This window comes from Xanthomarina spongicola, from assembly GCF_003148645.1.
Taxonomy (GTDB): domain Bacteria; phylum Bacteroidota; class Bacteroidia; order Flavobacteriales; family Flavobacteriaceae; genus Xanthomarina; species Xanthomarina spongicola.
This window is the reverse complement of record NZ_QGGP01000004.1, coordinates 124336-144857: the sequence shown is the minus strand read 5'-3', so window position 1 is coordinate 144857 and position 20522 is coordinate 124336. Positions and strand designations below refer to the sequence as shown.

General features: G+C 30.8%; 18 protein-coding genes. 12 read left to right on the top strand and 6 right to left on the bottom strand.

The genetic code is table 11. The features are described 5' to 3' along the window. Positions 1-140: 140 nt before the first annotated feature. The 7 genes from LX78_RS09485 to LX78_RS09455 all read left to right on the top strand — a co-directional run bounded on the left by LX78_RS09485 (position 141) and on the right by LX78_RS09455 (position 8421). The gene (locus LX78_RS09485; protein ID WP_109682426.1) at positions 141-1748 is read left to right on the top strand and encodes a hypothetical protein; all 1608 of its coding nucleotides are present in this window, start codon (positions 141-143) and stop codon (positions 1746-1748) included. Further along, positions 1745-2818 (top strand): peptidoglycan bridge formation glycyltransferase FemA/FemB family protein, encoded by a 1074-nt coding sequence (locus LX78_RS09480; RefSeq protein WP_109682425.1) that lies wholly within the window; start codon positions 1745-1747, stop codon positions 2816-2818. Before LX78_RS09485 ends, LX78_RS09480 begins: the two co-directional genes overlap by 4 nt. Continuing rightward, positions 2818-3291, top strand: a complete 474-nt coding sequence (locus tag LX78_RS09475) for a hypothetical protein (protein ID WP_109682424.1) — start codon at positions 2818-2820, stop codon at positions 3289-3291. Before LX78_RS09480 ends, LX78_RS09475 begins: the two co-directional genes overlap by 1 nt. A 263-nt stretch (positions 3292-3554) precedes the next feature. After that, on the top strand, positions 3555-4355 hold the full coding sequence (locus tag LX78_RS09470) for a transglutaminase-like domain-containing protein (protein ID WP_109682423.1): 801 nt from the start codon (positions 3555-3557) through the stop codon (positions 4353-4355). A gap of 85 nt (positions 4356-4440) precedes the next feature. Next, the gene (locus LX78_RS09465) at positions 4441-5805 is read left to right on the top strand and encodes an O-antigen ligase family protein (protein WP_245881509.1); all 1365 of its coding nucleotides are present in this window, start codon (positions 4441-4443) and stop codon (positions 5803-5805) included. After that, complete coding sequence (locus tag LX78_RS09460; RefSeq protein WP_170109833.1) at positions 5756-6766, top strand: glycosyltransferase family 4 protein; 1011 nt, start codon at positions 5756-5758, stop codon at positions 6764-6766. Before LX78_RS09465 ends, LX78_RS09460 begins: the two co-directional genes overlap by 50 nt. A 263-nt stretch (positions 6767-7029) precedes the next feature. Further along, positions 7030-8421, top strand: coding sequence for a sugar transferase (locus LX78_RS09455; protein ID WP_109682422.1), 1392 nt, complete (start codon positions 7030-7032; stop codon positions 8419-8421). 131 nt (positions 8422-8552) lie between these two features. On the opposite strand, the gene LX78_RS09450 is transcribed toward LX78_RS09455, so the two are convergent. Then, complete coding sequence (locus tag LX78_RS09450; RefSeq protein WP_109682421.1) at positions 8553-9728, bottom strand: lipoprotein N-acyltransferase Lnb domain-containing protein; 1176 nt, start codon at positions 9726-9728, stop codon at positions 8553-8555. 8 nt (positions 9729-9736) lie between these two features. Beyond that, positions 9737-10807 carry a putative type IX sorting system protein PorV2 gene (locus LX78_RS09445; RefSeq protein WP_109682565.1) on the bottom strand — a complete coding sequence of 357 codons (1071 nt, stop codon included), beginning with the start codon at positions 10805-10807 and terminating at the stop codon, positions 9737-9739. A 292-nt stretch (positions 10808-11099) separates the two neighbouring features. Between LX78_RS09445 and LX78_RS09440 the strand changes: the two genes are divergently transcribed. Further along, a complete protein-coding gene (locus tag LX78_RS09440) occupies positions 11100-11852 on the top strand; it encodes a CDP-alcohol phosphatidyltransferase family protein (protein WP_109682420.1) in 753 nt (250 codons plus the stop codon). A 90-nt stretch (positions 11853-11942) separates the two neighbouring features. Next, positions 11943-12818: a DUF808 domain-containing protein gene (locus LX78_RS09435; protein WP_109682419.1), complete on the top strand. Its 876-nt coding sequence runs from the start codon at positions 11943-11945 to the stop codon at positions 12816-12818. A 112-nt stretch (positions 12819-12930) separates the two neighbouring features. Here the strand turns inward: LX78_RS09435 and lptB are convergent, their stop codons facing one another. From lptB to LX78_RS09415, 4 genes are all read right to left on the bottom strand, one after another. After that, complete coding sequence (gene lptB / locus LX78_RS09430) at positions 12931-13671, bottom strand: LPS export ABC transporter ATP-binding protein (protein ID WP_109682418.1); 741 nt, start codon at positions 13669-13671, stop codon at positions 12931-12933. Positions 13672-14099: 428 nt separating this feature from the next. Next, entirely contained in the window at positions 14100-14447 is a 348-nt protein-coding gene (locus LX78_RS09425; RefSeq protein WP_109682417.1) for a carboxymuconolactone decarboxylase family protein, read from the bottom strand. After that, positions 14440-15276, bottom strand: a complete 837-nt coding sequence (gene tatC, locus LX78_RS09420) for a twin-arginine translocase subunit TatC (RefSeq protein ID WP_109682416.1) — start codon at positions 15274-15276, stop codon at positions 14440-14442. Before tatC ends, LX78_RS09425 begins: the two co-directional genes overlap by 8 nt. Beyond that, a complete protein-coding gene (locus LX78_RS09415; protein WP_109682564.1) occupies positions 15276-16193 on the bottom strand; it encodes a KpsF/GutQ family sugar-phosphate isomerase in 918 nt (305 codons plus the stop codon). Before LX78_RS09415 ends, tatC begins: the two co-directional genes overlap by 1 nt. A gap of 250 nt (positions 16194-16443) precedes the next feature. Here LX78_RS09415 and LX78_RS09410 point away from each other — a divergent pair, with 250 nt between their 5' ends. The 3 genes from LX78_RS09410 to LX78_RS09400 all read left to right on the top strand — a co-directional run bounded on the left by LX78_RS09410 (position 16444) and on the right by LX78_RS09400 (position 20520). Next, the gene (locus LX78_RS09410; protein WP_109682415.1) at positions 16444-18645 is read left to right on the top strand and encodes an ATP-dependent DNA helicase RecQ; all 2202 of its coding nucleotides are present in this window, start codon (positions 16444-16446) and stop codon (positions 18643-18645) included. A 91-nt stretch (positions 18646-18736) separates the two neighbouring features. Then, positions 18737-19669 carry a peptidylprolyl isomerase gene (locus LX78_RS09405; protein WP_109682414.1) on the top strand — a complete coding sequence of 311 codons (933 nt, stop codon included), beginning with the start codon at positions 18737-18739 and terminating at the stop codon, positions 19667-19669. Positions 19670-19815: 146 nt separating this feature from the next. Continuing rightward, the gene (locus LX78_RS09400; protein WP_109682413.1) at positions 19816-20520 is read left to right on the top strand and encodes a tetratricopeptide repeat protein; all 705 of its coding nucleotides are present in this window, start codon (positions 19816-19818) and stop codon (positions 20518-20520) included. Positions 20521-20522: the final 2 nt, after the last annotated feature.

Below are 20522 nucleotides of genomic sequence, written 5' to 3'. Positions count from 1 at the left end.
TTTTTAAGTCATACTGAAAGTATATTCAATTTAGTTTTTATACTTTTAACTTTTTCTTGTAATTTGCTTCTAACTCATTTTAAAACTCTTTTTTAATAAAGAATCTAAAAGCAATTATGAATTGAATTGGTGCCTATTTTATGATTAAATCTATAACGCTTTTAAAGGATAATTCTGAAATAAATCTTGAATTTATTAAGACGCACGCACATAAAGTGGAGATAGACTCTTCATTTATGAATGATTTGTCGATAACCATTCAAATAGAATTTAAAATCCCTATTATACAATTTAGGAGTCATGGTTATACATGGAAAAGTTTAGAACAAACGGAATTATCAAATTGGTATGCTCCTAAAATTTTACGTCTTAATAATAACCAGCTAGTACAAGCCAATCAACATATTGGTATTTGGGAAGTTAATAAGAAGAATTCGAGAATATTAAACTGGCACTTTAATTTAGAAAATGCGAATCCATTAGTAGAATATGGTTTTAATAATTCTAAGCAGATAGTACAAGCAGTTTCTAAACATCGTTTATTAAGCCCATTAGCTCTTCTGTTTCCTATTGAAAGTAGCATTGAAATTAGTAGGTCTAAAATACCATTTTCAGCCATAGCCTGTTTTACAGATCACTGCGATTTTGATACATTAATTAATCTGAAACAACAACGGCAATTTTTTAAGACTTATAATATAAAAATTACTAAAGGCTTTTTTTTAAATCATTTCTCAAAAAGGTCAGATACAGCTTGTTTTGAAATTCATAATCAGGAGATAAGTGCTTGGCAAGATGATGACCATGAATTGGCTTACCATTCTTTGTCACAATCTATTAAGCCCTTAGATGAAAGCTTAAATGATTTTGAATCATTTGCGCCACCTTTTAAAGGTATAAGTACATGGATAGATCATGGTTTTCAGCCTTATAATGTTTCACTTTATAAAAATTTTGACCGTATTAGTAATCATTATGGGTCATCATTAAAAAATAATGGTATTAATACATTCTGGAATTATACTGATTCTGGAACTGCTGTAAAAGGAGTCATAAATCAATTAAACCCTAATCAATTTACATTACATTCTTTTTATAATGGCATTAAGCATTTAAAATTGAAGGAGCAAATACCAATGTTTATTAAAAATGTTGTTTTTCATTATTATAATACAGAATACAGTTTAAGAATCTATAGAGATGTTGCTAAATATTTTAAAAATATAAAACATAAAAAATCGATTAATAGTCATTTAAGAGTTTTAGTAGTCATGTTTAAATTAATAAAACTGTTAATTCCCATTCTCTTATTTTGGAAAACTAGAAAAAATCAGGTTTATCCTTTAGCTAGATATAATCCTGTTATTTTTAATCAGGATATTTTAAATGATACTTTTACCGTTTTTCAAACCATAGAAATGATAGATTTCAAGTTGGGGCTTAATCAAAACAATATTGATTTACTCATTAAAGAAAACGGTCTTTTTATCGCACATACTTATTTTTCGGCGCCATTAAATTATCATCACGGTAAACTGTTTGAGAAAAGTAATGAAATTGATAAACAAGTGGAAGAGAACTTTAGTTATTTGTCACATAAAATCGCTTCTAAAGATATTTGGAACCCAACGTTAAAAGAATTAATTGTTCATTTACAAAGTTTTGCTATGGTAACATTTGAATGTAATGAACTAGGAGAGATGTTAATTATAGATAAAAATCAATTAGCTTATAGAAAAGTGCAATGATAAAGTTTATTTTTACTAAGGAAAAAGTATGGCTTGAGAAATGGGATGTTTTCGTAGCTAATAATCCAAAAGGGAGTCATTTAATATTATCTGATTGGCTTAATTCATATAAGTCTTATGGTTTTGATTATGAATTAGGTTTATTTTTAGAAAACGACAAAATTATTGGAGGCTATGGCGCACTAATTCCAAAGTTCTTATTTTTTAAGTTTTATATCATTCCCCATGGACCTATAGTAAATAAAGGACATGAATACTATCTAGCAGAGATTTTAGAACAGATTGGGACAAGAGCAAAATTACTTGATTGTTGTTATGCACAAGTTAGTTTACCTATTTCTAGTAATTGTAAAATAAAAGATTTTGTTTTTGACCCAAGTGTAGTTAAATTCTTTGAGAATAAATTTAAAACTGGTAAATTATTTAATTATGTATATTGTTCCTACGGCCTAAATTGGATGGACTTTTCAGAGCATTCCAATCCAGACAGCTACTTAAAAAGCTTAACTTCAAAAGTGAGACAATATGTTCGTTTACCATACAAAAAAAATACTGAAATTTTAAATGTAACCAATGAAGTTGAATTGAAAAAAGGGTATAATATTTTTGAATTTAACGCTAAAGAAAATGGTTATGAAATACGTGCATTTAAGGATGTTAAGAATTCTATTTTGAGATTGATAAATTCAAATCAAGCATATTTTCTTAACATTTATGTAGATGGAGAGGTTAAGGCATCTGGATTTTATATAATGACAGGAGGATACACAACCAATGTAATGGCTGGTGTAATAAAAGAAAAACCAGATTTAAAATTGGGTTATATGCTACAGTGGGAAGCTGTTAAAAAGGCATTTGAAAATGGACATAAAGGTTATAACATATCAGTTGGGGGATCAAAAGGAGTTCAGGATTTTAAAACTAAATTTGGAGCCGAAACTATCTTTTTCGAAGATTCGCATTATCATATAATATTAAAGCCATTGCATTATAAAATATTTAAAATATTTAATACATATTTAAAGCCATATAAAGCTCAAGTATCAAAATTATTAGCACGCTTTAAATAATGAAAAAATTAATAAATAGATTTCGAGTCAGACATATCGATGTCCTTATTTATAAAATGGGTCATTACGTTGAATTTAATGTGCCAAATTTTGGATATGAAATTGAAAAAGCTCGTAAAAAAAACAAATGGTGTTACACTATAATAGAAAGTAATATAGTGGTACACGTAAGTTACTTATTTGATAAAGTATTCCTCCTGAAACTATTAAAAAAAAAGGGACCAGTAATTGGAGATTGTTATACTAATAAATTGTATCGAGGGCGATCTATTTATCCACAAGTCATTAATAAAATTGCTTTTGAAACTTTAAATAAAGGAATTGAGGATGTTTTTATTGTTGTTAACAATAACAATATTCCTTCAATAAAAGGAATAGAAAAAGCAGGCTTTAGTAAATTTGCTGCTATTAAAGGTAGAAGATGGCTTTGGTTTTACCTTAAAAAACAGATTGTTTATTTTGAAAACAAATAATTATTAAATTTATATATGAATTCTAAAATTACAACAAGATTTATTTTCTAGAGTATTGCATGAATTTATAACCTTTGAAGTTTACCGTTTTGTTACAATATTAAATTTAAAGCTATAGCCAGCAGTAAAACAGCAAATAGTTATTATGCACATGTTGCAATAAGAAATCTATAGAATTTTAAAGTTCTAAAGTGTTGATTTATTAGGTATAAGAAAAAAAAAATACATATTTTTAGCAATTACGATAAATATATACATCATTAATGATTTTAAAAAAGATACTTTGGACATTTAAACGGCACCCATTTTTATATAGGTCTCGATTTAAATTGCTCTCTAAAAATTCAAATATTCATGAAATTGAGGCTTATTCGTATAATGATATAAATGAAAAGAAAGAGATACCAAAATATTTTTACGAGATAAATGATTTAGTTTTTTTGGATGGATTGCCAAGTTCAGACTTAGAGCGTGTTAAAAAATTAAACAAATGGCTTGTTAAACATATCAAAGGAGGGCCAGGTTTAAGTGTCCCTTCAGAAGAAGCTCTTAAAATAATGCTTGCGGGTAAAGGAGGTGTATGTAGTGATATGGCACAAATATTTAATAATTTTTGTGTGATAAATGATATTCAAGTTAGAGAATGGGGGTCAACTAGAGCTCCTTATGAAGAAGAGTATGGAGGACATTCTTATAATGAAGTATATATTAAGGAATTAAATAAATGGGTGTTTGTTGATGTGTCTTATGGAATTATGTTTTATTATAACGAAAAACCACTGTCTGTTATTGAATTTTATCAAATATTAAGAGAAGGAAAAAAATTAACATTCAATTCTTTCCTAGAAGAAGAAAATTCTTATGAATCTAGTGTCTATAGGAATTATTTGAACCCAAATACAGTGCCTTTTTTAATTTGTAATTATTCTAATAAAACCTACGATAAGTTTTTAACTAATTTTAGACCTTATTTACCTGTTTTTATGATACACTTTATATTGTACTTATTGAATAAAAGTTATCATTATAGATTTCCTTTAAACGATTATAAAGAGATTTTTTGATGTATTCCATAAAAAGCAATTTTTTTCTTTTTATGTCAAGATTTGTTAATCAAAATTTACTACAAAATTATATAAGCTTTTTATTTTGAAAACCAACATTACATATATTAGTGCTATAGTATTTCATATAGTTATTGGGCTTTTAATTTATTTAAATGAGAGCTTCTCAAAGCTTTACTTTTTTGCAGCTTTAATATATTTTATATATCGTATCATTACGGTTGCTGATAATAAAAAAACTTATGAAGTCTTAAAAGCTTGTGCTTACTTTGTTGGAGCAGAGGTGTTTTTTCGAACTACGCGAGGTGCAATTTCTTACGAGGCTGGAAAATATATGGTAATCGTCTTTGTTTTATTTGGAATGTTTTATAAAGGCTTATCAGGAAAAGGCTATCCGTATTTTATTTATTTAATGCTCTTAGTACCCTCAATTTTTGTGGCTTCTACCACTTTAAGTTTTGATGCTAATTTTAGAACGAATATTGCTTTTGTGTTAAGCGGCCCTGTTTGTCTTGGCTTATCTGCGTTATTTTGTTATGATAAAAAGGTGACATTTAAACAAATGTCTCAGATCCTATTGTATATGCTACTCCCCATTATTGCACATACCATATACGTTTATTTTTATGCACCAGATTTGCGTGATGTTTTAACTAGTACAGCATCCAATCGTGAAGCAGCAGGTGGTTTTGGGTCAAATCAGGTTGCAACAGCTTTGGGACTAGGTATGATTATTGTTGGTATTCGGTTATTTGTAAATTCATCCAATTTTGGGATAAAGTTATTAAATATTTTGCTCTTAATTTTTATTTCTTATCGTGCAGTGGTTACTTTAAGTAGAGGTGGTGTAATAGCAGCTGTACTATGTTTAGCTATTTTTTTAGTATTTTATTTTGCTCAAGCAAGTTCTAATGTAAGAAACAAAGTACTGGGTGTTTTTGTTTTATTTATAAGTGCTTTAACTTTAGCTTGGGTTATAAGTTCTAATCAAACACGAGGATTGACTGAAATGAGGTATGCTAATAAAAACGCTTCTGGGATTGAGAAAAAAGATTTAACTACAGGTCGCTCAGAATTATTTTTGGGAGAAATAGAAGGTTTTATTACAAACCCTTTTTTTGGAATTGGGTCTAGTCGAGCTAAAGATAGGCGTATTGAAGAGGAGGGGCAAGGTATAACTTCTCATAACGAGATTAGCAGAACTCTAGCTGAACACGGGATTTTTGGTATTATTATTCTGGTAATCCTATTATTTAAACCCCTTGATATGAGGGCTTCAAACAAACAGAATTATTATTTTTATGTCTTTTTAGCTTTTTGGTTTGCGACAATTAATCATTCCTCTATGCGAATTGCAGCACCAGCTTTTATCTATGGCCTTGCCTTATTAAATGTTACACATGAAAAACGTCCTTTACATAGGAAACAACTTAAAACAACGAACAGCTAATATTTCAGCAATTAGAACTTTAGGGGCTAAGTTGGAAAAGGAAGGCTTTAATTTAGTTTATGCTTCCTCTAAAGCTAATAAGGTTTATAGATTGTTTGATATGCTTTCGAGTTGTTTCAGGCATAGAAAAACTACAGATGTGGTGCTAATTGATACTTATAGTACTCAGAATTTTTATTATGCTTTTTGTGTTAGTTTAGTATGTTCTTTCTTAGGTTTAAAGTATATTCCAATTTTACATGGAGGTAATCTGCCTATGCGTTTAAAAATGAATCCTAAATTGTGCCAAGTTATCTTTAAACCTGCCTATAAGTTAGTATCTCCTTCAATATACTTAAAAGAAGCATTTGAGGCTTCTGGCTACCAAAACGTAGATTATATTCCTAATAGTTTAGAAATGGATCAATATGTATTTCATATAAAAGAATTACAAAAAGTTGATTTATTATGGGTGCGTTCGTTCTCAACAATCTATAATCCATTGTTAGCTGTAAAAATTCTAAAAGAATTGCAGGATGATAACATACAAGCAAGTCTGTGTATGGTGGGTCCGGATGCTGATGGTTCTATGGAAACCGTAAAGCAATTAGCGAATGAGTTAAATGTGTCAATAAAAATAACAGGAAAGCTTCCTAAAAAAGAATGGTTAGCTTTAGCCAAAGACTACAACATCTTCATAAATACAACCAATTTCGATAATATGCCTGTGAGTGTTATTGAAGCTATGGCATTAGGCTTACCAGTAATATCTACCAATGTTGGAGGTTTACCATATCTTATTACTCATGAAAAGGATGGTTTGTTAGTGCCTCCTAATAATGTAGATACTTTTGTAGTTGCTATAAAACAACTACTAAATAATCCGGTTGCTACAAATACCTTAGCATTTAATGCTAGACAGAAAGTAGAGCAATTTGATTGGAATGTAATAAAATATAAATGGGTAGAATTGCTTAGTTAACGAAAAGTAACTACCTCGATAAAAGCAAACAGTTGGAATAAACCTAGATTTTATTTACAGTTTTTAACACTCTACCCTTATCCAGCGAAAGAGATTGTAAATGGAAATCAGACGGCCAAAATTTTTGTCAAACAAAAGAAATTTGATAAAAATCAACATCCAACCAATATAAACTTTTAAAGCAATAACTAAAACTAAACCCATTATAAAAATACTTGCATAAGTTTGTTAACTTAGTATCTTTACTCTTATTTTTAACATAAATGTCAAAGCAAGGTATTCATTTTAATATTTCTGAACGTAAAATTCTATTAAGAGTTGCAGATATACTATCTGTATTAGGTATGTTATATTTGGTAAGTACCTTATTTACTTTTGATTATTTTACAGTGACTAAAGAAAACTGGTCATGGATAGTTGTACTTTTACTATACATTAGTGTGTTTGGGACCATTTTTGAACTTTATGATTTACAAAAAGCTAGTAGATTAGATAAAGTTATTGGTAACATTATATTAACAGCCTCTGTAACTGTTTTATTTTATTTGTTAACACCCTTTTTTACTCCTTTTTTACCTACTAACCGGCTTCAAATATTATACTTTTATTTAGCAATTATTTCTGCTCTTTTTATTTGGAGGTTAGTGTATTTAAATTTTATTACCTCCCCAAGGTTTTATAAAAAAGTATTAATTGTAGGTGAAACTTCTAATATTGAAATTATTGTTGATGCATTTAAAAATTCAGATCCTAATTATAAGATAGTTGGATTTATTAACTGCGAAGAACCTCTGGAAAATAAAATTAAATATAGAGGTATTAGAGAGTATGAACCTAATGAAATGCATCAAGTAATTAAAAATGAGAATATTTCAGAAATAGTTGTTGCTAGTTATAATGCTGAAACTATTACTTCAACTATTTATAACGATTTAATTCTACTGTTAGAACGTGGATTTCCTATAAAGGAATACACACAAGTTTACGAAGACATCACCTATCGTGTTCCAGTACAATTTGTAGGAAAAGATTTTTACAAATACTTTCCTTTTAGCCGATCTAATCAAAACAAATTTTATTTGTTCTATCATCGTTTATTCGATACACTTTTTTCTTTTAGTGGTGTGCTAATTGGACTTTGTCTTCTACCTTTCATCTTTATTGGGAATCTAATTGCTAATCGTGGACCTCTTTTTTATTTTCAAGATAGAGTGGGAAAAAATGGAGAAGTATTTTCTATTATTAAGTTTCGAACTATGATTATAAATGCTGAAAAACAAGGAGCAGTTTGGGCAGAGAAGAATGATAGTCGTGTAACCCCTTTTGGTAAGTTCTTAAGACGTTCTAGGTTAGATGAATTCCCTCAGTTTTTAAATATCTTAAAAGGAGACATGAGTTTGATTGGCCCAAGACCAGAGCGCCCATACTTTGTAAAAGAATTATCGCAAGTCATTCCATTTTATGAGACTAGACATATTATCAAACCAGGTTTAACAGGTTGGGCTCAAGTAAAAGTACGTTATGGCTCTACAGTTGAAGATAGCCTGTTAAAACTTCAATATGATCTTTATTATATTAAACATAGAAGCTTCTTCTTAGATGCTAATGTGATTATAAAAACCTTAAGTACCATGTTGTTTTTTAGAGGACAGTAGGTTCAGTGTTTAGTACGGTCTCAATCCTGTAAAAGAACCAACGACATGTAATCATTACGAGTTTTTCCTAAACGAGTATCATTGCGAGGAGAGACGTCGCTGCGCTTCTCGCAAAGATGTAGACATTGGACTCACAACATCTTATAATACCAAACCAAAAACATATACCTAATACCTAAAGCTAGAAACAGAGGTAATAAGGCTATGGCAAATACCTGAATGCCAACCATCCAATGGAACGTAAGCAAACACAGCATAATTATTAAAAACTTTAAATACTTAATAAACCACAATTTAGGTGTTTGTTTGGCTACTTGTCCTAGAACAAAAAGATTTAAGGCAAATGCCCAGAGTAAGTTGTAATTTTGAGCAGTGGCTTCATGGTCTGTTGCAAACCAAAGTAATAAGATAAAAACACCAATAAGTCCAGTAATAGTAAATAAAAGTATGTCTAGAAGTTTTGTTCTACGTTGGTTTTTATAATCTAAATAGGTTATACTAATAATTAAAATACCTAAAACGCTAAATATTACAAAGGGACTGAATAGCATCTGTTTAGACCCTTTAGTTTCTTTTTGTTTAAATACCAACTTATTGCTTTTTACCAGTGGATTAGTACTAGTATTTAGTGTGGCTTCTCCAAAAAAGGTGTGAATGTATTTTGGTAGGAACATGTGTTCTTCTGGAGTGGCAGGTCTATCTATAACAGATCCTAATGCGATATCAATACCAACAGAACCCCAAGAATTAGCATCTAATTGATTTTGGATAAGGGTTCTAAACGTTTGTGGTTGAAAGTTTTCGGGATTGTTAAATGTTATAGAACTATGGATATTTTTAACTAAAACATCTTTAATTCTAGTAGCACAGTTGTCAAAAAAGAAGTCGTATAAATAAGCTCTATTTTCAGGTTTGTAATTGTTTTCAAGATAATCAAAAACCTGCTGCTTTTCAGTTTGACTTAGATTTAAGGACTGTTCTTCAATCGTTCTATTTTGATATACATAACTGTTATAAAAATCTAGGTAATAATTCCTTCCTATTAAATAATTTAACTTTCCTTGAGCAAACTTGGTATAGAAATTAGGTGTGTTAAAATCGTAAATACCATAATTGTAAACCAAATCAATTCCAAATCTCTTGTCTTTTATTCTAAAAGCACTATGTCCGAAGGCGTCGTTTAATGAAGCTCCTGGTGCAATGGTTAGGACGCTTATTTCAGCCTCGTCTGAAAGTCTTTTGGTTTGAGAAAAAGAGGATGAAATAAAAAAAAGACAGGTAATTATTATGAAGAAACAATGTCTCATAAGGTTGTTTATCTAAAGATACTGAAATCTATTTTTAATGAGAATACATTTGAATACAAGGCAATACTTTGATCACCAATATCTGTAAAGGCATAATCTACTTGAATGCCTTTGTATTTGAAACCAACACCAATGCTTGGCTGAAAGCTCACACGTTCTTGATCGTCTAGTTGTAATTCATTTTGAAAATTACCAACACCAGTTCTAAGATAAATCATATCTATATATCCAAACTCCAGACCAAGGGCTGGATTGATACTTGCAAAAGAGGTAGAGATAATGTCGTTGTTTTCTTCAAAGCGAATGTTTAAGTCAACTTCAGCTAATAAAGAATAATCGTGTCTAATAATGAATTTTTTAGCAACTCCAAACTGTACTTTAGGAATTGTAATTTCTGTAGTTTCTGGAAGTTCTTGGTTTTGTCCTTCTACAGCATCTTGAATGGTTTGAAAGGCTTCTTCGTTTATACTCCAAGTATTAAATGTGGTAGTAATGTCTCTAGCCATAATACCAAACTTCCATTCGTCTCTTGTTTCAAATTGAATGGCAGCATCTAACCCAAAACCCCAAGAGGAAGCAAAATCTCCAATAACACGACGAATTACTTTGGCATTAATACCATAATTCAAACCGTCTAAAGGGAGTTTTCTAGCATAAGAAAAAGTTACACCATAATCAGCCGTTGAAAACAAACTAATTCTATCGTAATTAATATTTCCTTCGTCGTCTATAAGTTGTGTGGTATTTAAGATATCATCGACTGCAAAACGAATTAATGAGATTCCTAAAGCGCTTCTATCGTCAATAGGCATCGCAAAGCCAATATAATCGTAGTTAGCTATACTTTCAAAATAACTTGAATGCATTAAAGCCAGTTGTTTATCTTCCAAATGAACCAGTCCAGCAGGATTCCAATATCCAGAATTTACATCAGCTGAATAAGCTGTAACGGCATTACTCATACCTAATGCAGCAGCATCAACACCAATATTCATAAACTCATTAGAATATTTTCTAACGGCTTGACTGAATACGGATACGGATAATAAAAAAAGTAAGATTGTTAATTTTGTCTTCAATGCAATTTCTTTCTGCAAATATGCCATATTTTTTCAACTTATTAAACTTGAAAATATAGTAGTTATTGTATAATTGTTGTAGTATACCAATTAAATGTAAAAATAATCGATGAAATTCGTTTCTATTTCTTTAATATTTCAACATAAAATAGAACCATAACAAAGGCTATGCTTAGATGTTCTATTTCATCTAAAGAAAATATAATTCAAATTTCTTATCAATCATTTTTACATTCATTTGTTATTAGACGAAAATAGTTTGTTATTTTTACACTTATCTAAGCCTATTTTAATGAAAAAGCAGATTCCTAACATAGTCACCCTTTTAAATTTATTTTCTGGATGTATTGCAGTTTTACTTGCTGTGAATAATAATTTTATTGCTGCAGCTGGTTTTGTTGCTTTAGGTATTTTTTTCGATTTCTTTGATGGCTTATTAGCAAGAAAACTTCAGGTACAGAGCGAATTAGGGATTCAGTTAGATTCTTTGGCAGACATGATTACTAGTGGTTTGGTTCCTGGAATTATTATGTTTAAATTATTGGCATTAACAAGTGATGCACCAGATTTGGTATCCTTTTCTAACGAATGGAATAGTGCTTTGCATTGGCAAGGATTTCAATTTGCACCTATAGCTTTATTAGGGTTTTTAATAACTATGGCTTCTGCTTATAGATTGGCAAAATTTAATATTGACGAAGATCAGCAATCTTATTTTAAAGGATTACCAACTCCAGCTAATACCTTATTAATTATTTCGTTACCATTAATTATGGAATTTCAGAATAACGATTTAATTAATTCCATTATTTTAAATCCTTGGTTTTTAGTAATACTTACTTTTGTAAGTTCATATATGCTAGTGTCTTCGGTTAAGTTATTTGCATTAAAATTTAAAGACTGGAGCTTTAAGGATAATGCCATTAGATATGTCTTTATCCTGCTTTGCTTGGTATTATTAATTGTGCTAAAGTTTGCTGCAATTCCTTTAATTATTCTGGTTTACATTTTGTTATCCTTATTTAATCAGTCATCCATTTCATAGCATTTTAGAAATATAATGGGTTAATGCTTTCTTTATAGTTACTACGTTTTTTAAATTTTTAGCACCAAACACCAAACACCAAAAAGATACATGGCTTCTGGATTTTTTGCCCTATTAGATGATATTGCTGTGCTCATGGACGATGTGGCAGCTATGAGTAAAATTACCACCAAAAAAACAGCTGGTATATTAGGAGATGATTTGGCCGTGAATGCCGAAAAAGCTTCTGGTTTTGTTTCTTCCAGAGAGTTGCCTGTGTTGTGGGCAATTACTAAAGGGTCTTTTATAAACAAACTGATAATTTTGCCTATTGCGTTTTTGTTAAGTGCATTCTTACCATGGACTGTTACTGTGATTTTAGTTCTGGGAGGTGTTTATCTAGCATTTGAAGGCGCCGAAAAAGTCTATGAGTTTTTTGTACCACATAGAGGTGAAGTGACTCATACTTTAGCGTCTAAATCACTTTCAAAGGTCGAAGTGTTAGCAATAGAGAAAAAGAAAATTAAATCGGCTATTGTAACCGATTTTATCTTATCGGTTGAAATAGTTATCATCGCTCTTGGGACTGTTGTTGGAAAAGCAATTTTGTTTCAGATATTAGTAGTGTCTGTAGTGGCTATTATAGCAACCATAGGTGTTTATGGTATTGTGGCTTTAATAGTTAGAATGGATGATTTTGGTTTACGTTTAATACAACTAGGAAATGGAAAGGGGTTTTTAAAGTTTATTGGAAACCTTTTGGTTCAGGCTCTGCCTAAAGTCATAAAATCGCTTTCTGTAATAGGAACTATTGCTTTATTACTTGTTGCAGGTGGTATTTTTTCACATAATATAGAATTCTTACATCATGTTTTGGAATCCTGGCCAAGTATGATAAAGGATTTTCTAATTGGCTTAGCAGTAGGTTTTTTAGCGCTTTTGGTTTTTAAATTAGTAATGAAGGTTGTTGGGGTGATTAGAGGATAAACTGTTTTTCTCGCAAAGTCGTAAAGTTGAAAAGCCGTAATTCTGCCTGTCGGCAGCCTGGGTCGCGAAGTAATTGTGTTTTGTATTTAGAAACCAATAGGAATAAAAGTAACTACTCTCTTATCTTCTTTTTACGTAACTCGAAGTTTTGACCTAAATAGACTTTTCTTACCATTTCATCGTTAGCTAATTCTTCTGGTTCTCCTGCCTTTAAAATGCTACCTTCAAACATTAAATAAGTCCTGTCTGTAATAGCTAAAGTTTCTTGAACATTATGATCTGTAATAAGAATGCCTATGTTTTTTTTGGTTAATTGAGCAACAATACGTTGTATGTCTTCAACAGCTACAGGATCGACACCTGCAAAAGGTTCGTCTAATAGTATAAAGCTAGGATCTGTTGCTAAGGCTCTAGCAATTTCGGTACGTCTGCGTTCGCCACCAGATAATAAATCGCCTCTACTTTTACGTATGTGCCCCAAACCAAACTCTTCAATTAAAGACTCCATTTTATCATGCTGTTCTTTCTTGCTTAATTTGGTAAGCTGTAACACACTTAAAATATTATCTTCAATGCTTAATTTTCTAAATACAGAAGCTTCTTGTGCTAAATAACCAATCCCATTTTGAGCACGTTTGTACATGGGATATTTTGTAATATTTGTTTGGTCTAAATGAATGCTTCCACCATTTGGTTTAATTAAGCCAACAATCATATAAAACGAAGTTGTTTTTCCTGCACCATTTGGACCTAAAAGACCAACAATTTCACCTTGATTTACTTCAAGAGAAACATCTTTAACCACTTTTCGTCCGTTGTAGGACTTCATTAAATTATCGGCTTTTAACTTCATATAGGTATGTAATTAGTGCTAAAATAGTAAAATAGAAAGATACTCTAAAGATTCTACTTTTATTTATTATAAGTTTAACTGAAAATCTACTCTATATAAATATAATTAATGCTCAAAATTTCTACTCTTTTCTTTTTTGCATCGCCCAAAAAAGAAATAAAAAAGTCTAGGCTTACGAAACTTTATCTAAATTTATCATTCGACGCTTAAATTTTAATAACTCGCTTCTAAAATCTTAAATAAATTAAGATTTTGATAGCTCAAACAGCTTAAAATTTTACAGCGTTTTCATTTCAAATTTTACAATAAATTTTCGATAGGCCGAAATTGGAAGTTTATAAAGTAAACATAAAATATTAAGCTTTTTGAAACATCAATTAGAACAATAGAATAAAAGTGAGTAAAAAATCGCTAAGTCTTTTGATGATTTAATTTGTTTTTTCTAAAGCATCCCAAAACTCGTAAGCACGACGTAGATGAGGAATGACTATGGTGCCACCAACTAAGGTTGCAATACTTAAAGCTTCAACAACTTCTTCTTTTTTTAAACCGATTTTATGACTCGTTTCCAAATGATATTTAATACAATCGTCGCAACGTAAAACCGTTGAAGCTACTAGCCCAAGGAGTTCTTTAGTTTTAACATCTAGAGCACCTTCTTGAAAAGCATTGGTGTCCAGATTAAAGATACGCTTAATAACCTTGTTGTTATCTGCTAAGATTTTATCGTTCATTTTAGAACGATATTCGTTGAATTCGTTAACTATATCAGACATGTTTTTTCTCTTTTTTCTTTGCGTTTCTTGCTTGATTTCTTACAACTATTTTAGAAATATAAATACTTACTTGATACAGTATTAATATTGGAATAGCTACAATAATTTGACTTGCTATATCTGGAGGTGTAATAATGGCTGAAAGCACTAATACAATAACCAAAGCAAACTTTCGATATTTCTTTAAAATTTGAGGTGTTACTAAACCTATTTTTGTTAGAAAATAGATGATGATTGGTAATTCGAAAATAATTCCAGATGCCAATGCAGAAGATCTAACTAGAGAAATATAAGAACTAATGTCAATTTCATTTGAAATTTCACTACTTACATTATAAGTTCCTAAAAAGTTAATTGACAAAGGTGTCACAATATAATATCCAAATAAGACACCAAGAAAGAATAAGAAAGATGAAATTATAATAAATCCTCTAGAATGTTTGCGTTCATTTTTATGCAATCCAGGACTTAGAAATTTCCAGAACTGATATATAACATATGGAAAAGCAATTACAAAACCTGCATAAATAGATGTCCAGATATGAGCTGAAAACTGACCAGCCATGGTTCTGTTTTGAATTCTAAAAGGAAACTCTTCTAAACAAAATGTTGTTTCAACTCCTATATATTGAGACATGTTACAAAGCCATTTGTAGGTTGGGAAAGACATTCTCTTAGGGCCGAAAATTATGGTATCGAAAATAAAATCTGAAAAGATAAAGGCTCCAGTTCCAGCAATTAGAATGGCAATTGTCGCTCGAATTAAATGCCAGCGTAAATCCTCTAAATGGTCGAGAAAAGACATCTCGTTCACATCTTTTTTTGCCATTATAAAATACCTTCTTTAATTAAGTCATGTACATGAACCACACCTGCATATTGTCCTTTATTCTCAACTAGCAATTGCGAAATACCATATTCCTCCATAATTTCTTTAGCATCAACAGCCATGGCATTCGAATCGATTCGTTTTGGATTCTCGCTCATAATATCTTTAGCAGTTAAAGACGTAAAATCATCTGTTTTACTTAGCATACGTCTTAAATCGCCATCTGTTATAATACCTAAAATTTTGCCATCTTCAACAACTGCTGTTACACCAAGCATTTTTTCAGTAATTTCAATAATTATCTGTTTTATACCTGTATTTAAAGAGACACTAGGTTTTTGGTTCACTTCAGACATGTCACTAACACGTAGATATAATTTCTTTCCTAAAGCTCCACCTGGATGGTATTTAGCAAAATCTTTACTTGAAAAGCCTCTTAATTCTAATAAACAAATAGCTAGAGCATCACCAATAACTAATTGTGCAGTCGTACTAGTAGTAGGAGCTAAGTTATTTGGACAGGCTTCTTTTTCAACATAAGCGTTTAAAACAAAATCTGCATGCTGGCCAAGAAAAGATTCTGTATTTCCTGTAATTGCAATCATTTTGTTTTTTGCATTCTTTATTAATGGTACTAATACTTTTATTTCTGGAGTGTTACCACTTTTAGAAATACAAATAACAACATCGTTTTCAAGAATTAAACCCAAGTCACCATGAATGGCATCTGCAGCATGCATAAAAACAGCAGGTGTCCCAGTTGAATTTAAAGTGGCAACAATTTTAGTAGCAATAATGGCACTTTTCCCTATACCAGTAATAATTACTCGACCTTTTGAGTTGTAAATAAGCTCTACTGAAGATGCAAATTCTTCGTTAATTAAACTCGCCAAATTTAAAATGGCTTTACTCTCCATTTCAATAGTTTGTTTTGCAGTAAGTATAATAGAATTCTGGCTGTTCAAAATTTATTATTTTTTTGGGTTGATGCTTTTAAAGTTTTTGTTATCTTTAAAGTAATTCTAAAATTAGATTTAGTATCTGTTTAAAGATGCTACAAATCTAACAAAAAATATTTTGAGAGTTCTGTAAATACATTACTATAATTAATAGCAATTTTAATTTAATGTATTTTTATAAAAGTGTAAATTAAAATTAAAATAATTCATGTCGATAGTTGAAAAAGACTTACATCTAGCCTTAAAAAAATATTTTGGCTTTAGTAAGTTTAAGGGATTGCAAGAACAAGTAATTAAGAGTTTATTATCAGGTAATCATACGTTTGTTGTTATGCCTACAGGAGGAGGTAAATCTTTATGTTACCAACTACCTGCATTAATGCAAGATGGAACTGCCATTATTGTCTCTCCTTTAATAGCTTTAATGAAAAACCAAGTAGATGCCATTAGAGGTATTTCAGATAAAGAAGGTGTTGCCCATGTTTTAAATTCTTCTTTAAATAAAACTGAAATAAAGCGTGTGAAACAAGATATTCTGGATGGTGTTACCAAATTATTATATGTAGCTCCAGAATCGCTTACTAAGGAAGAGAATGTAGAGTTTTTACGTTCTGTTAAAGTTTCGTTTATGGCAGTAGATGAAGCCCATTGTATAAGTGAATGGGGTCACGATTTTCGTCCAGAATACAGAAACCTACGACACATAATTCAGCGTATTGGAGATAATATTCCTATAATAGGTTTAACAGCAACTGCTACACCAAAAGTTCAAGAAGATATTTTAAAGAATCTGGCAATTAATGATGCAACAACTTTTAAAGCATCGTTTAACAGACCTAATTTGTATTATGAAATACGTCCAAAGACGAAGCAAGTAGATGCAGATATAATTCGTTTTATAAAACAGAATAGTGGAAAGTCTGGTATTGTTTATTGTTTAAGTAGAAAACGCGTTGAAGAATTAGCGCAAACCCTACAAGTAAATGGTATTAAAGCTGTTCCTTATCATGCAGGATTGGATGCAAAAACCAGAGCCAATCATCAAGATATGTTTTTAATGGAAGACATAGATGTAGTAGTTGCTACTATTGCATTTGGTATGGGAATAGACAAACCAGATGTGCGTTTTGTTATTCATCACGATATTCCTAAAAGTATTGAAAGTTATTATCAAGAAACAGGTCGAGCTGGTCGAGATGGAGGAGAAGGTCATTGTTTGGCTTTTTATGCTTATAAAGACATAGAGAAATTAGAAAAATTTATGTCTGGTAAACCTGTAGCCGAACAGGAAATAGGTCAAGCATTATTGCAAGAAGTAGTTGCTTATGCCGAAACATCCATTTCAAGAAGAAAGTTTATTCTTCATTATTTTGGAGAAGAATTCGATAATGAAACTGGTGAAGGTGGCGATTTAGATGATAATGTTCGTTTTCCAAAAAAGAAACATGAAGCTCAAGACAATGTTAAATTGCTCTTAGAAACAGTAGAAAGTACCAACGAAAAATACAAAACTAAAGATTTAGTAAATGTTATAGTTGGGAATGCGAATGCTTTAATTAAGTCGCATAGAACAGACGAATTGGATTTCTTCGGAAAAGGAAAAAGTAAGGATAAAAGCTATTGGATGGCTTTAGTAAGGCAAGTTCTTGTTTCAGGATATCTTAATAAAGACATAGAAACGTATGGTGTGATTAAAATAACAGATGCAGGTAAGCAGTTTATTAAAAATCCTGAATCTTTTATGATGACCGAAGATCATGTGTTTGACTCTAATGGAGATGAAAATATTATTACAGCAACTAAAGGTGGAGGTGCTTCAGCCGATGAAAACCTCATGATTATGCTTAAAGATTTGCGCAAGAGAAACGCCAAAAAATTAGGTGTGCCACCTTTTGTTATTTTCCAAGATCCTTCATTAGAAGACATGGCCTTAAAATATCCTATAAGTATTGAAGAGTTAAGTCATGTTCATGGTGTAGGAGATGGTAAGGCAAAAAAATATGGAAAAGATTTTGTTAAGCTAATTGCTAATTATGTTGAAGAAAACGATATTATTCGTCCAGACGATATGGTTGTTAAATCAACAGGAACCAATTCAGCTTTAAAGCTTTATATAATACAAAATGTCGATAGAAAATTGCCTTTAGATGATATAGCATCTGCAAAAGGGATGGAGATGAAGGATTTTATTAAAGAAATGGAAGCCATTGTTTTTTCAGGAACAAAATTAAATATTAATTACTGGATTAATAATCTTCTTGACGAAGATCAGCAAGAAGAGATCCATGACTATTTCATGGAAGCAAAAACCGATAAAATAGATGATGCTATTGATGAGTTTGATGGCGATTATGACGATGAAGAATTACGTTTGTATCGCATTAAGTTTATTAGTGAAGTGGCTAATTAGTGTTTGGTTTTTAGTTTTTTGATATTTGGAATTTATGTAATCATTTTTAATTTCATTACGTATCTTTGCACTTTATTAAAAAACAAAGCACATGCAAGACGGTTTATACGCAAAATTTAATACAAGTAAAGGCAACATTTTAGTTGCTTTAGAATACAAAAAAGTACCAGGAACAGTTGGTAATTTTGTAGCATTAGCAGAAGGTAACATGGAAAACTCAGCTAAAGCTCAAGGAACACCATATTACGATGGGTTACAATTTCATAGAGTAATTCCAGATTTTATGATTCAAGGTGGTTGTCCACAAGGAACTGGAACTGGAAATCCAGGATATAAGTTTGATGATGAGTTTCATCCAGATTTAAAACACTCAGGGCCAGGAGTTCTATCTATGGCAAATGCAGGACCAGGAACTAATGGTTCTCAGTTTTTTATTACACATATCGAAACACCTTGGTTAGATAACATGCATACCGTTTTTGGACATGTTGTTGAAGGACAAGATATAGTTGATGCCATTGCTCAAGGTGATGTGTTGACTACTTTAGAAATTATTAGAAAAGGAGCAGAAGCTGAAACATTTAATGCTATTGAAGCTTTTAGAACTTTTGAAGGAGCTCGTGAAAAAAGAGTAAAGGCAGAACGTGAAGCAAAAAGAGCAGAATTAGATAAGTTAGCTGTAGGTTTTGAAGAAACAGCAAGTGGCTTACGTTATCAAATTCTACAAAAAGGAGCTGGAGTTAAAGCAGAAAAAGGCAATACTGTTTCTGTACATTATAAAGGACAGTTACCAGATGGAACGGTTTTCGATTCTTCATACAAACGTAAGCAACCACTAGAATTTCCAGTAGGAGTTGGTCAAGTTATTGCTGGTTGGGATGAAGGCATTCAGCTATTACATGTTGGAGATAAAGCACGATTAGTTATACCTAGCGATTTAGGTTATGGAAGTCGTGGTGCAGGTGGTGTTATCCCTCCAGATGCTACGTTGATATTCGATGTAGAATTAATGGATGTGAAATAAATTCGTCAATTCGAGTAATTTGCTTTAGCAAATTGTATCGAGAATATTTTAGTATAATAGTAACAAAACGTAAAAAAAATCGTCTCATTTATAATGAGACTTTTTTTTACTCGTTATTTTCTTATAACCAATCAATCAAAATCAAAATGAAACCAAAAGCTTTATTATTTTCGTTTATTTTATTTGCATTTGTTGCAAGTTGTTCCAAAAACATAGAGTATTCTCAAGAACATATTAATCAAACTTCAGGAAGGTATTTATATAGTCCAGATGAAGTAATAGATATTTATTACGATAATAATAACTTGTTTTTAAAATGGCGAGGTGCTGAAAAAATTGAACCAGTTGTTCTAGATGAGAATACATTTTTCGTTTCAGATATGTATAAAAAACTTCGTTTTGTACAACATCCAGAGTCTAAAAAGTATTATTTAGGGATTGTTTCAGAAACTGATGACAGTAAATTTACTTATGATTTTATTAAAGTAGAAGACTCGTTTAAAACTCCAAGTATGTATTTAGCAAGTAAGCGTTATCATGAAGCTTTAGAGGGGTTTATAGAAATTAAAAAGCAAGATTCAACCAGTGTATTTGTTGAAGAAGGTGAAATAAATGAATTAGGTTATGAAAAATTACGAAAAAAGGAATTTCAAGATGCTTTAGAAGTATTTAAAATAAATGTTGCCTTATATCCTGAAAGCGATAATGTTTATGATAGTTTGGCTGATGCTTATTTAAGAAATGGAGATAGTTTACAGGCCTATAACAATTATAAAAAAGCCTTAGAATTGAATTCAGGAAATAAGCGAGCTAAAAAATATATTGAAAGTTATATTAAAACTCAAGACTAAAA

Coding starts and splice junctions, on each gene's coding strand:
- LX78_RS09485 (WP_109682426.1), top strand. CDS start 141: ATGATTAAATCTATAACGCTTTTAAAGGATAATTCTGAAATAAATCTT.
- LX78_RS09480 (WP_109682425.1), top strand. CDS start 1,745: ATGATAAAGTTTATTTTTACTAAGGAAAAAGTATGGCTTGAGAAATGG.
- LX78_RS09475 (WP_109682424.1), top strand. CDS start 2,818: ATGAAAAAATTAATAAATAGATTTCGAGTCAGACATATCGATGTCCTT.
- LX78_RS09470 (WP_109682423.1), top strand. CDS start 3,555: ATGATTTTAAAAAAGATACTTTGGACATTTAAACGGCACCCATTTTTA.
- LX78_RS09460 (WP_170109833.1), top strand. CDS start 5,756: ATGAAAAACGTCCTTTACATAGGAAACAACTTAAAACAACGAACAGCT.
- LX78_RS09455 (WP_109682422.1), top strand. CDS start 7,030: ATGTCAAAGCAAGGTATTCATTTTAATATTTCTGAACGTAAAATTCTA.
- LX78_RS09450 (WP_109682421.1), bottom strand. CDS start 9,728: ATGAGACATTGTTTCTTCATAATAATTACCTGTCTTTTTTTTATTTCA.
- LX78_RS09440 (WP_109682420.1), top strand. CDS start 11,100: ATGAAAAAGCAGATTCCTAACATAGTCACCCTTTTAAATTTATTTTCT.
- LX78_RS09435 (WP_109682419.1), top strand. CDS start 11,943: ATGGCTTCTGGATTTTTTGCCCTATTAGATGATATTGCTGTGCTCATG.
- lptB (WP_109682418.1), bottom strand. CDS start 13,671: ATGAAGTTAAAAGCCGATAATTTAATGAAGTCCTACAACGGACGAAAA.
- LX78_RS09425 (WP_109682417.1), bottom strand. CDS start 14,447: ATGTCTGATATAGTTAACGAATTCAACGAATATCGTTCTAAAATGAAC.
- tatC (WP_109682416.1), bottom strand. CDS start 15,276: ATGGCAAAAAAAGATGTGAACGAGATGTCTTTTCTCGACCATTTAGAG.
- LX78_RS09415 (WP_109682564.1), bottom strand. CDS start 16,193: ATGGAGAGTAAAGCCATTTTAAATTTGGCGAGTTTAATTAACGAAGAA.
- LX78_RS09410 (WP_109682415.1), top strand. CDS start 16,444: ATGTCGATAGTTGAAAAAGACTTACATCTAGCCTTAAAAAAATATTTT.
- LX78_RS09405 (WP_109682414.1), top strand. CDS start 18,737: ATGCAAGACGGTTTATACGCAAAATTTAATACAAGTAAAGGCAACATT.
- LX78_RS09400 (WP_109682413.1), top strand. CDS start 19,816: ATGAAACCAAAAGCTTTATTATTTTCGTTTATTTTATTTGCATTTGTT.